This window comes from Varibaculum timonense, from assembly GCF_027694345.1.
Classification (GTDB): domain Bacteria; phylum Actinomycetota; class Actinomycetes; order Actinomycetales; family Actinomycetaceae; genus Varibaculum; species Varibaculum timonense_A.
The window spans coordinates 40146-52533 of record NZ_JAQEVU010000003.1 but is presented as its reverse complement, the minus strand read 5'-3'; the positions used below and the strand labels follow the sequence as shown (position 1 = coordinate 52533).

Below are 12388 nucleotides of genomic sequence, written 5' to 3'. Positions count from 1 at the left end.
TTTCCCTTGCAAACATCCTTGCCCTATGTCCTGAGGAAGTTTCTTAACTGATAGCATTAAGAATATGCGTGTCTTATTTGCCGGTACTCCCGCCAGTGCAGTACCTGTCTTGGAATATTTGCTTTCCAGCGAGCATGAAGTGGTTGCAGTGCTAACTCGTCCTCCCGCTAAATCGGGGCGAGGACGCAGACTCACCCCTTCTCCGGTTGCCCAGTTAGCCGAACGCTCTGGCATAAAGGTCTACACCCCCTCCTCTCTAAAAGACGCTCAGCAGCGTCCCGATTTTGCGCAAATGCAGGTAGATGTGGCGGTGGTAGTGGCTTATGGTCTGCTGATTCCTAAAGATTTGCTGGAAGTTTTTCCCTATGGATGGCTAAACCTGCATTATTCCCTGCTACCGAAATGGCGCGGAGCCTCCCCGGTACAACATTCAAGAATTGCGGGGGAAGAAATAACCGGGGTCAGCATTTTCAAGATAGATGAGGGCATGGACACCGGCCCTATCTACGCGGTCGATCCGATTAGGGTCGCTCCGCAAACTACTGCCGACCTGCTTTTACAACGCCTTACCGACAGTGGAATTAAATTGCTTCCGCACGTACTTAAGGCTTTAGAGGGAGGAACTCCCAAAGCTCACCCCCAATCTAGTCAAGGGGTCAGCTATGCACCTTTGCTCAGCAAAGCCGATGCCCAGATTCCCTGGAATAAAGAGGCAGGGGCAGTTTTAGATATGATTTGTGCCTTTACTTCTCAACCGGGGGCATGGACGGTATTGCCTGATGGCAAGCGGATTACTATTTATCCGGCAATTGAAATGAAAGATCACAATACTTTATCGCCTGGACAGGTACAGATAACTAAACACGAGGTCACGGTAGGGACAGCAACTAACGATGTGAAACTGACTTTTGTGACTCCAGCCGGGAAAAAAGAAATGGCTGCAGATGCTTGGGGACGCGGGCAGCATTACGGCAACGAATTTTTCTTCGCCCTACCGAGCTGTTCAGAGGGGGATTTGTGAGGCAAAAATATCCTCAAAAACGCCAATCTTCCAACTCGCGGGGCAATCGGTATGTCAAACGCCCGCAAAGAAAAGCGAGTAATTCAACGCAATGGCAAGCACAAACCGACCGGGTACGTACCCTGGTTTACCAAGTGTTACTGGCGGTCGAGACCCGGGAATCCTACGCTAATTTGTTACTTCCGCCCAGGCTAACCCGTGCCCAGATTGGCGGGCGAGATGCCGGTTTTGCTACCGAATTGACCTATGGAACCCTGCGTTGTCAGGGCTACTATGACTGGATAATTGAACAATGCTCCTCGCGCCCAGTAGCTGCACTGGAAAAACCGCTGTTGGTGATTTTGCGAATGGGGCTTCATCAATTGTTAAATATGCGAGTTCCCACCCATGCTGCGGTTAATGAATCGGTTAATTTGGCGAAACAAGAAGTCAATCAGGGAGCAGCGGGACTGGTAAACGGGGTTTTACGGGGGGCTCTGCGCCTGGGTGAGGACGAGCTGCAACGCCGACTCAATTCCTTAAGTCCTACTGCTCGCTTAGCAAGGCGCTATTCCCATCCAGCTTGGATTATCGCCGCCTACCGCGCCGCGCTCAGCGAGCATCAGAAGCTGGGAGCCGAGATTCCCGCTGATGACGCTAGCCTTGAGGCGCTGCTTGCAGCCAATAATCGTCCTCCCTATATAAATCTAGTGGCTAGACCCGGATTGATTGAGCGCGAAGACTTGGCGGATAGGGTTGAAGAAAGCGAACAAGACGTAGCCTATTCTACTCTTAGCCCCTGGGGGTTAATTGTGTCCGGGGGAGACCCAGCGGATTTAGAGGCAGTTATTAACGGACAGGCAGCAGTAGAAGACCAGGGTTCTCAGTTAATAGCCGGTTTAGCTGCTGAATATCCGCTGAGCGGTCGCGATAAAATCTGGCTGGATTTATGTGCCGGACCGGGTGGTAAGACCGCATTAATGGCGGCTTTAGGACGAGAACGCGGGGCAAAGGTTTTCGCCAACGAAATCAGTCCTCACCGCGCAAAACTGGTGGAAGATTCGGTTAAGGCTCTAGATAACGTCGAAGTTGTATGTAAAGATGGTACAGATTTTCCCTCCCGTGAGGGGGGATTTGACCGGGTTCTCGTGGATGCTCCCTGTACCGGATTGGGGGCGCTGCGCCGTCACCCAGAATCACGTTACCGTTCCCGCAATGAAACGATTCCCGAAATCACCGCCTTGCAGGCACGACTACTCGGTCGTGCCCTGGACGTATGCCGTGAGGGTGGCCTGGTTATTTACGCTACTTGTTCTCCGCATCCGGCAGAAACCACTTTCCTGGTAGAGCGAGTTTTGAAAGAACGCGGTGACGGACAACTTTTAGATTTAAAGGTTGCCATAGGTCAGCTGATCGCAGCTGATACCTGGCCAAGCGGACTAGGGTGCGCAGATAAATACCTGCAACTTTGGCCTCATATTCACAGCAGTGACGCGATGTTTGCTGTGCTAATCGCGAAAAACCGAAAAGGGGTTTAACTATGGGAGTTACTATTTCTCCATCAATTCTTAACTGCGATATCGCCAATCTAGCTAGTGAAATCAAAAAAATTAGGAACGCCGATTATGCCCATGTGGACGTGATGGATAACCATTTTGTTCCTAATTTATCTTGGGGACTTCCGGTAGTAGAGGCAGTTATTCGGGAAAATATTTTGCCGGTAGATGCGCATTTAATGATCGAGGACGCCGATCGCTACGCTCCTGCCTATGCCGAGGTTGGCTGTGCCTCGGTTACTTTTCATGCCGAAGCCGCTATTGCCCCTATCCGTTTAGCTCGTGAAATTCGTGCCCAGGGAGCGAAAGTTGGTATGGCGCTGCGACCGGCTACCGATATTACCCCCTATATTGATTTGCTTAGTGAACTGGATATGCTCTTGGTGATGACCGTAGAGCCCGGCTTCGGGGGACAGGCGTTCTTAGAATCCATGATGGGTAAAGTACGCCGTGCCCGCAAAGCTATTTCTGCGGCAAATTTGCAGGTAGCTTTGCAAGTTGATGGGGGAATCAACCGGGAAACCATTACTAAAGCCGCCGAAGCCGGGGCAGATGTATTTGTGGCTGGCTCAGCGGTATATAAGGCTGATGATGCTTTTAACGAGGTCGAACAGTTACGCCAAATCGCTAATCACCATTTAAATCATTAAAGCGGGGAATGGTTTATCGGTATAAACAGACCGGTTATCGGACATTTATTCTTTAACGATTCTGAAATAAACTATCCGACTTAACCGGTTTAGAAAACTAGGACAGCGCTTATTCACCACGATAATGAATTGTTTGCGCATTATTTTTTGAAACCAACTAACCTTGAAGATATGAAAAGTTTTGAAGACCTATTTGCCGAACTGAAACTTAAAGCTAATGAACGTCCCCAAGGTTCTGGAACCGTTAAAGAACTCGATGCCGGGGTACACCAAATCGGCAAAAAACTGGTAGAGGAAGCCGCTGAAACCTGGATGGCAGCCGAATATGAAAGCCGGGATGATTTTTGTTTAGAAGTTTCCCAGCTGCTCTATCATGCTCAAGTAATGATGATTGCTAAAGGGGTTAGCCTCGAAGATGTCTACCGTAAACTCTAGGGAAAATATGTTACGTATAGCTGTCCCAAATAAGGGTGGTTTGTCAGAACCCGCAATAAAGCTTCTTTCCGAGGCCGGGTATCGTACCCGCCGTCGTGGTCGGGAACTACATATTGTTGATCACAACAATCAGGTGGAAATTTTTTTCCTCCGGCCGCGCGATATTGCCCAATACGTGGGTGCTGGATATATCCATGCTGGCATCACCGGACGAGATTTATTAGCAGACTCTGGGGTTAAAGCTACCGAGGTGTGCGAACTGGGCTATGGGGCTTCTACCTTCCGTCTAGCAGCCCCTAAAGGCACTATGAGCAGTGTCCACGATTTGCAAGGCAAACGGATTGCTACCTCTTTTGACCGAATTATGCAAGACTACCTGGCTGAACATCAGGTGGAGGCAACTACTGTTCATCTCGATGGAGCGGTAGAGTCAGCGGTGCGTTTGGGGGTGGCAGATGCGATTGCTGATGTGGTAGAAACTGGCAATACCTTGCGCGCTGCCGGGCTGGAAGTATTTGGGGAACCAGTAATGAAGTCGGTGGCGGTGCTAATTGCCAATCCGCAATCGGTAACTCGCCGAGGTCTAGAGGTTCTCCGGCAGCGTCTGGGCGGGGTATTAACCGCCCGCAACTACGTGTTACTTGACTACAATGTACAAAGGGATCAGTTAGAACAGGCAGTATATTTTACTCCCGGAATCTCTTCCCCTACGATTTCTTCTCTGCAAGATTCTCACTGGTTAGCGGTACGCGCTATGTGTAAGCGTAGTGAAGTACATGGGGTGGTTGATAAGCTGGCCGCCTTAGGAGCACAGGGGATTTTGGTTACCCAGCTACTTTCCGCCCGTATCTAACTATAGTTTTGCTTCGCTTGGGGAGCGGCTTTTCTAAAGCAATATCCTTTTCTAGGAACCAATTACAGCATTTGCGCTGCTACTCGCCCGGCAACCGCCGCCGATAAAAACTGGGCACTATCCTCGCCTAGGGAGCGACCCATAGTTGAAAGTTTCACCGGACAGGTCGATAGCGCTGCGTAAAGCCCAACCGTAGAACACCGTTTTAACTCATGATGGGAGCTAATAAGCCGACTTTGCTGTTCTAGTAGCTTTGAAAAATCCGCTTCAATCAGTTCGGCTTGCCCCCCGCCCTCGCCACAAAACACCGGAAATGGCACCGTGAGAGCAACCGGCACAAACCCCGACAAAATCCGGAGGCTATGATGAGAGATTCCCTGATGGCGAGGACGAGCATCAGCCTTAGAAATCCGCAAGGCACAGATAGGACGCCCTCCTCCTAAAGCAGCCTGAGTGAGGAAAGCAGAAAGGTCGAAACCGGAATACCCAAAGGGAGTGCCGCTACCGGCGTTACCCGGCCCTTGCCCCACAATCGCAATATCGGCTTTTAGGACGTGTTGAGCGGCTAAGAGGGCGGAAAAGGTATTGATTGCTTCTAAGTCGCCACCGAAAGCCTGCCCAGCAGTAATTACTGAGGCTAGCCATTGATTTTGGCGTAAGAGCGAAATGTTTCTCGAAAAAAATGCGGGAAGCGCGCCGCCATCGGTATATACATAGACGATTTTTGCGCCGGGATTTTCTGCTCTGATTCCGGCGATTACCGCCGGTAACTGGGAATGTAAATCAATCCCCACCACCGGCATCCCCTCAAGGTTTTCTGCCCGGCTCATTGATTCATGCCAGGGAGATTGTTGCTCCTCCAGCGCCGAAACCAGGTATTGACTGGGACTATAGCGCGCTTTCATAATGTGACCGTCATTGGCGGGAAGTTCATCAGCGGGCAGACGCTCACAAAGGGAGGTTACCAGTCCAAATCCACCAGTCCCCAGGTTTCTCTGCAATGGTGAACAGTCAAAACGCACCCTATCGCCGCAAAGAATTTTTCCGATTAGCTGCGGGTAGGAAAGCACCTGCACTTTTTGTCCTATAAAAAATTGTTCCGCATTATCGGGGCAAGCGGTTATGGTCACCGTCAGCTCTTGAGACCCCTTAAAGTCATGGACAGCTTCCACCTGTCCCTCACGTAGCATCATATTTTTATCCTAAGCGAAGTCTAGGTGACCGCGTGGATAATAAACAGGTAGGCTTATATATGTGTATTGGTTACTATTTGCGTTGTGGACGCTCGGAATTCTGGCAGCGATAATCTGCCCAATCGTCATGTTTATCTGGCTGTTCCGCAAGGTCAATACAACTTTCCGGGTATTTGGAGAACAGGCATCAAGGCTATCTGATCCCCTAAATGATTTACAGGAGGCAGCTCCGCTTACCCCGCTACGCGCCCCCGGAGCTAGCGGCGACCCCGCCACCTTAGCTCAAGCCCATCAAGTTCGCCAGCAGGTAGCACTTAGCCGCCAGGTTCGGCGTTACCGGCGCCTAGATGCCGCTAAGGAGCGCTGGGAGAAACTGGGGCTGATATAGATGCCCCGCAAGCGTAGGCGTAAAAATCATTCTTCCTCCTTACCGACCCAAGATTGGGAGCAGCTTTCACCGGCTCAAAAGCTAGCTAGTTTCAAACGCAACCAAATAAGAGGGGAAGTCAATGACTTTGCTAGTCGCTTCGACTATCCTATAGATGATTTTCAGCTGCGCGCTATTGATGCTCTACAGGCAGGCAAATCAGTGTTAGTTGCCGCCCCCACCGGATCAGGAAAAACCCTGGTAGGGGATTTCGCCCTATTTTTAGCGTTAAAAAGGGGGCTGAGAGCCTTCTATACCACTCCAATCAAGGCGCTATCTAATCAAAAATTCCGGGATTTTTCTGCCAGCTACGGTAGTGAAAACGTGGGGCTGCTGACTGGAGATGTTTCGGTAAATCCCGCGGCTCCCATCGTGGTAATGACTACCGAAGTGCTGCGTAATATGCTTTACCGTCAAGATAAACGCCTAGAGGATTTAGGTTTCGTTATTCTTGACGAAGTTCATTACTTAGCTGACCGTTATCGCGGTCCGGTATGGGAAGAAGTTATTTTACATCTTGACAGCCAGGTCAAAGTGATTGCCCTATCTGCCACAGTGTCTAATGCGGAAGAATTCGGGCAGTGGTTACGGGAAGTACGCGGGAACCTTGAGATTGTGGTTTCCGAAAAACGTCCCGTGCCACTTTATCAACATATGTTTGTGGGAGGACGTCTATTCGACCTCGAAACTAAAACTAAAGGCGGTAAAAGCCGGCTAAACCCGGCATTGCTTGCCCAGACCCGCCAGAGCCTAGGGGAGAGCAGGGCAGGAAGTCACACCAGTTTACCGGCAGCAGTAGCGCAGCTCCAGGAAAGTAATCTCTTACCGGCAATCGTGTTTATTTTTTCGCGTTCTCGTTGCGATCAGGGACAAAAACAGCTGATAGCAGCAGGAATGGATTTAACTAATCCCCAGGAAAAGCAACAAATCCAAAGCTATCTGGACGATATTGCGGAAAATATTCCGGGGCATGATTTTTTTGCTTTAGGTTTAGACCCTCTTTTTGCTGGTCTCAGACGCGGAATTGCCGTTCATCATGCCGGGTTGCTACCCGTACTTAAAGAGGCCGTAGAGAAAATGTTCGCAGCGGGTCTGCTAAAAGTGGTGCTAGCAACCGAGACCCTCGCCCTAGGAATCAATATGCCAGCGCGTTCGGTGACGATTGAATCGCTACGCAAATGGGATGGGCATGAGTTCCAAATGCTCACAGCGGGGCAATACACTCAGCTAACCGGAAGGGCAGGTAGGCGCGGCATTGACACCTTGGGGCATGGGATTGTTATTTATCGTCCCGGTATAGATCCGGCTATCGTGGCTGGTCTGGCTTCCAGACGTACCTATCCCTTGAAGTCGGCTTTTACTCCCACCTATAATATGGCGGTTAATCTGCTAAGTCGCGGTTCGATAAGCGAAACTCGCGATATTTTGCGGCGCTCTTTTGCACAGTTCCAAGCAGACCGCTCCCTGGTGGGTAAAGCGCAGCAGGCTAAGGAAAAACAAAAGGAAGCCGATAAAATTATTGCTTCGGGAACTTTAGAGTGTTCCCAGGGAGATATTTACGAATACGTCAGGCTACATTCCGAATTGCAATCCCGGGACGCTGACCGGGCTAGAGCTCTTGCCCGCGAGCAGCTGAGGCAGCGCAATGAGTTATTTCGCTGTCTAAAACGCGGAGATGTTCTGGTCTATCCCAATGGTCAAAGAACTCGCCACGGGGTAGTGATGAAGAAATCGTTTACCCGCAGCGGGGAGATTAGTTTGCGGGTGCTTGAAGATAACGCGAAGCTTAGAGATTTTTCTAGTAACTATCTGGCGGGTGATTTGGCGTTAGTGGGGCAAATGCTGGTCGAGGATTATTCGGAGCGTAAACCTCGTGATCGGCAACGCTTAGCATCGAAGCTGCGTTTAGCGGTGCGCGATAATTTGTTTCCAGATCCGCCTACTTCTTCCGCTTCTTTACCATCGCTTCCAGCCTTAGCTGGCTCCTCGGCAGTTTCATCTTCTTCTCAGGTGGATAAGTTGGGGGCTAACACCGGTACTCAGGGGAAAATAATCGATACCGAGCTTAGTAATCTGAGTGAACAGCGTTTAGAGGAGATGGTGGTTTCTCACCCGGTTGCTCACTGCCCAAAGGTGCGCGAGCATTTGAAGAAGGCTTCCCGGTGGGTTCGCCTCGAGCGGCAGGCCGTTAAGCTCAGACGTCAGGTTGAGATTTCCGAAGGGAAACTGGTGAATACTTTTGACCGGGTTGTGGCGGTCTTGAAGCGTTTGGATTATTTATCGGCTGATGGAAAGGTTAGCGAAGCTGGGCAGGTTCTTGCTCGTATCTATAGTGAATATGATTTATTGATTGCTCAATGCGTGCTTCAAGACGTGTTTGCGGGATTGTCTCCGGCGCGTCTGGCAGCCGCTTGCAGCGCTGCTAGTTATGAGGCGCGGCGGGAGGTGTCCGGGGCTCCGGTTCCGTCCTTGCTTAAACCGGTGGTTAATCGGATTGAAGCCTTGGCCGAGAATCTGCGAGCTATTCAAAGCGAGTTGGGGGCGCCTAAGATTCCGCAATCTTCGTGCGCACTGGTGGCTGCCACCTATGCCTGGGCTAAGGGTAAGCCGCTCGCAGTGGCAATCGAAGCGGGCGGCTTGGAAGCTGGTGATTTTGTGCGGGCGATGAAACAGTTATTGGATGTGCTTCGACAATTAGAGACGATTGGAAGTGTGGAAACCTCTGCTAGCGCCCGTAAAGCCCAAAAGCTGATTTTGCGAGGGGTGGTGGCGTGGTCCGATTTCTAGTTCGCGGTTTTTGGACTTTTTTTGCTTCCGTCGCTATTGCTGCCGCTTTACTATTGGCATTTCCTTCGTCTTGGGGAAGTCATTGGTTTGCGCCCTGGCTAGCTATGGGAGCGTGGCTATTGGTGTTGCGCCGGGCAGACAAAAAGTACGCACTAGCGATTTCGGGGCTTGTGGCTTTCTTATTCTTTTTGCTGCTTTTTCGTTGGGTATCAACTTCACTTGGGTTTAATACCCCTTGGATTGCACTGACCTTTTGTGAGTCTTTATTCTTAACGACCTGGGCGGCTTTGACCCTGGCACTCCGGCATTTGTCTAGCCCCTTATGGTCGTTGTGGGCGGCTTTTTCCTATGCCGGTCTTGAGGCTTGGAGGGCGAGTTTTCCCTGGACGGGAATGCCTTGGGGATTACTGGGGTTTTCGCAGGTAGACAGTCCCCTTAAAGGCTGGATTCCTCTGCTAGGGGAAAGCGGTATGGCTTTCTTAATGGTTTTTATTCTAGCCGCTCTAGTTAGCGTGACTTGGAATGTGACTATGCCTAATCTGGTGGCCCTTGCTTTGGCCTTGGCGGTGATAATCGCATCTGGAATGGGTCTTACAGCCTTAGGGGACAGCCGGGACACTGCTCAGATTAGGGTTGCCGCCATGCAGGGGGGAGTTTCTTGGCCGATTGAACAGGTTTATGCCCACCCGGGAACTATTTTATCTGGGCATATTAGGCAAGCTCGCCAGGCGAAACTGCAACCTACTGAGGTGATTTTATGGGGAGAGCAGGCAGCAGATGTTGATTTGGGTAAAGATTCCGCTTGGGCATATGATCTTCACCTAGTGCAACAATCCTTAAAAGCCCCAATTGTTTTCGGTATGCTCTCTTATTCCGAAAAAACCACCTCTAACCAGGTGTTACAGGTTAATAACGGCGAAATTAAACAGGTCTATACCAAACGTAAACCGGTTCCTTTTGGCGAGTTCCTTCCCGGCAGAACCCTGGTTTCTAAACTCTTTCCCGAGCAAGTAAAAATGTTGCCACGCGATATGGTGGCGGGTAACCGAGTGGGAATAGCCAAGGTGGGTAAGGCGCGTTTGGGGACGAACATCTGTTTTGAGGTGGCGTTAGATTCTCTGGTACGCCAGACGGTGAACTCGGGCGCTAATGTTTTATTTTTCCCTACTAATAATTCTTCCTTTGGTTATTCTTACCAGTCTCGCCAGCAGCTACAAATAGCTCGCTTTCGCGCCCTCGAATATAATCGCTCCGTAGCCCAGGTTGCGATTGGGGGAGTGAGTGCTTTGATTAACCCGGAGGGAAAAGTTTTGGCTCAGTCAGGGCTTTTTCGTTCCGATACTTTGCACGCCGCCCTGCCTCTGCGCGATACGCTTACTTTTCAGGCTCGTTTTGGCGCGCTCCAAGATGCTTTGCTTCGTTGGGGGTTTTTAGGAGCTGTGCTCGTGCTCAGTTTCGGGTTTGGGCTGCGCTTTTGGCGAGGCCGCTATCGATCTGTTTCTGCAAATAGTTGCGCTCATGATACGAAAGATTCAGGTAAAGGGCGCAGAGGACGCTTACAGAAAAGTCCAAAAGGGAAAGGCAAGAAATGAAGGATACAGTAATCGCGATTCCCACTTATAACGAGGCCGCAACCTTAGCTAAACAGATACAGAAGTTACGCCGTAATGTACCCCAGGTAGATTTACTAATTATTGACGATAATTCCCCGGATGGTACCGGTCAGATTGCTGATGAAATTGCCGCTAAAGACAGGGGAGTGCGAGTTTTGCACCGACCGGAAAAAGCTGGTCTAGGCCGGGCATATTTGGCTGCTTTTTCCTGGGCGCAGCAAGCGGGCTATACCTGGGTAGTGCAAATGGATGCAGATGGTTCTCATCGGGTGCGGGATTTACACAAGTTGCTTGCCCGCCGGTTTTGGCCGAGCAAGCCAGATTTGGTGATTGGTTCACGCTGGATTCGGGGAGGACGACTTGAGGGCTGGTCGCGTATGCGCGAAGCCCTATCCAGAGCGGGCAATGCCTATATCGCGGCTTGGTTAAATCTGGGCATCGGGGATGCTACCGCTGGTTTTCGGGTTTATCGTCTAGATTTTTTGTCCGGTTTGGGTTTAGAGGATTTGGATTCTCGTGGTTACTGTTTTCAGATTGATATGACCCGCCGGGCGGTACGCTGTGGGGGAGATATTGTCGAGGTGCCGATTACTTTTCAAGAACGCGCGGCCGGATCGTCGAAAATGTCTAGCGCAATTATTCTAGAAGCGCTCACTAAAGTTACCCGTTGGGGAATCAACGACCGTTTAAGTGCCTTAGGACGAGCGCAAAGCGAAGCCTAGAGCCATAAGACGGGAGAGCTCCTCCGCTATTTTGCTTTGTTTTGTGCGCGATAAGTCAAAATGGTTGGCGCTAAAGGGTAGGGTTAATACCCAAAGACTAGCGGTAATGTACCCCGTCCATTAGTGCTCCGGAATGAAGTACTTCGAGTTGTTCTTTTAATAGTATTTCTAGCTCTTCTTCACTGCGACGCTCCATGAGCATATCCCAGTGGGTACGTTGGGGACGCAGCGGTTTAGAATCTTCTTCTTCGGCGGGTTCTTCATATTGAAGCTCACCCATTTCTCCGCATTTGCATTCCCACTGGGCAGGAGCTGCTACCTCGGCAGCAAAAGTCATGTGGTAGCGGTGTCCCTTAGGGCATATATAGAGGCTTTCGCGTCTTTGGGCGAATACTACGCCGTCCTCTGTCTCTAGGCTTTTTGAACCGATACTTGTGCCGCGTAGTGCCCGCTCTGCCATAGTAAATAATTCTCCTTGCTGCTCAGCCAAAGTGCTAGCCGATATACCTGCCCTATTCTAACAGGAGAGCTAATAGAGTTCGACACCGTTACGCCGGAAAAGAAAATATCTTAGCTACATATTTCTTAAAATGCTAGACCAGCTAACTTGCTATTGCTAGAATTATCGTGTCACCTGTTTCCCATATCTAAATAGCAGACATCCTATAAGGAATGTAGCAAGGATGTACTCATGAACGCAAAAATAAATATCGGTTGGCTCGTTTCTGGAATTATTGTAATACTGGGAGTATTTTTCGGATTACGTTACCATCTTCCCGATTTAATAGGAATGCATACAAACACTATATTTTGGTTTTTAATAACAATATTTTGGGGCGCTATTTATTATTTATGTTTTGCTTTAATTAGAGAAACTTTTGCAGGTTTTATTATCAAATTCATTTCCATTATATTTATTGAAATTTTCACCGGTATTGCCATCGCCGATTTAACTAAAGATTTGCTTTTAGGAATACCTTTTAACGGCGATTTAGCTTTCTTCACTCTGACTACCTGCACAATTTGGTCATTGGGTACCCCTGTTCATTTCCTTTTGAATACTAGAAGAAATCTCAAGAATTATGTTTCAGATTGCGCGTGTTCGCATAGCTGAAAAACAGACTTAATTAGTCACCATCTTCGTTGCAACCA

The 12388-nt window shown here is 49.7% G+C and carries 12 protein-coding genes; 10 read left to right on the top strand and 2 right to left on the bottom strand.

Features of this window, described 5'->3' with window-relative positions; genetic code table 11:
• The first annotated feature begins 64 nt into the window (after positions 1 to 64).
• The 5 genes from fmt (at position 65) to hisG (ending at position 4494) form a co-directional block, all read left to right on the top strand.
• The gene (fmt, locus tag PG728_RS03035; protein WP_270625752.1) at positions 65 to 1021 is read left to right on the top strand and encodes a methionyl-tRNA formyltransferase; all 957 of its coding nucleotides are present in this window, start codon (positions 65 to 67) and stop codon (positions 1019 to 1021) included.
• Complete coding sequence (locus PG728_RS03030) at positions 1018 to 2538, top strand: RsmB/NOP family class I SAM-dependent RNA methyltransferase (RefSeq protein WP_270625750.1); 1521 nt, start codon at positions 1018 to 1020, stop codon at positions 2536 to 2538. The genes fmt and PG728_RS03030 overlap by 4 nt, the downstream gene beginning before the upstream one ends.
• A 2-nt stretch (positions 2539 to 2540) precedes the next feature.
• Positions 2541 to 3206, top strand: coding sequence for a ribulose-phosphate 3-epimerase (gene rpe, locus PG728_RS03025; RefSeq protein WP_270625749.1), 666 nt, complete (start codon positions 2541 to 2543; stop codon positions 3204 to 3206).
• 171 nt (positions 3207 to 3377) lie between these two features.
• Complete coding sequence (locus tag PG728_RS03020) at positions 3378 to 3641, top strand: phosphoribosyl-ATP diphosphatase (RefSeq protein WP_270625747.1); 264 nt, start codon at positions 3378 to 3380, stop codon at positions 3639 to 3641.
• A gap of 7 nt (positions 3642 to 3648) precedes the next feature.
• Entirely contained in the window at positions 3649 to 4494 is an 846-nt protein-coding gene (hisG, locus tag PG728_RS03015; protein ID WP_072509657.1) for an ATP phosphoribosyltransferase, read from the top strand.
• 62 nt (positions 4495 to 4556) lie between these two features.
• Here hisG and PG728_RS03010 read toward each other — a convergent pair whose 3' ends face one another.
• A complete protein-coding gene (locus tag PG728_RS03010; protein WP_270625745.1) occupies positions 4557 to 5687 on the bottom strand; it encodes a DUF3866 family protein in 1131 nt (376 codons plus the stop codon).
• 61 nt (positions 5688 to 5748) lie between these two features.
• On the opposite strand from PG728_RS03010, the gene PG728_RS03005 reads away from it, so the two are divergent.
• Genes PG728_RS03005 through PG728_RS02990 form a run of 4 tightly spaced genes read left to right on the top strand, consistent with a single transcriptional unit; the run spans position 5749 to position 11236 of the window.
• On the top strand, positions 5749 to 6075 hold the full coding sequence (locus PG728_RS03005; RefSeq protein WP_270625744.1) for a hypothetical protein: 327 nt from the start codon (positions 5749 to 5751) through the stop codon (positions 6073 to 6075).
• Positions 6076 to 8901, top strand: a complete 2826-nt coding sequence (locus PG728_RS03000; protein ID WP_270625742.1) for a DEAD/DEAH box helicase — start codon at positions 6076 to 6078, stop codon at positions 8899 to 8901.
• Positions 8886 to 10493, top strand: a complete 1608-nt coding sequence (lnt, locus tag PG728_RS02995; protein ID WP_270625740.1) for an apolipoprotein N-acyltransferase — start codon at positions 8886 to 8888, stop codon at positions 10491 to 10493. Before PG728_RS03000 ends, lnt begins: the two co-directional genes overlap by 16 nt.
• Complete coding sequence (locus tag PG728_RS02990; protein WP_270625736.1) at positions 10490 to 11236, top strand: polyprenol monophosphomannose synthase; 747 nt, start codon at positions 10490 to 10492, stop codon at positions 11234 to 11236. The genes lnt and PG728_RS02990 overlap by 4 nt, the downstream gene beginning before the upstream one ends.
• Positions 11237 to 11333: 97 nt before the next feature.
• Here the strand turns inward: PG728_RS02990 and PG728_RS02985 are convergent, their stop codons facing one another.
• Complete coding sequence (locus PG728_RS02985) at positions 11334 to 11696, bottom strand: RNA polymerase-binding protein RbpA (protein ID WP_072509662.1); 363 nt, start codon at positions 11694 to 11696, stop codon at positions 11334 to 11336.
• Positions 11697 to 11927: 231 nt separating this feature from the next.
• Between PG728_RS02985 and PG728_RS02980 the strand changes: the two genes are divergently transcribed.
• Positions 11928 to 12350 (top strand): hypothetical protein, encoded by a 423-nt coding sequence (locus PG728_RS02980; protein WP_072509663.1) that lies wholly within the window; start codon positions 11928 to 11930, stop codon positions 12348 to 12350.
• Positions 12351 to 12388 lie beyond the last annotated feature (38 nt).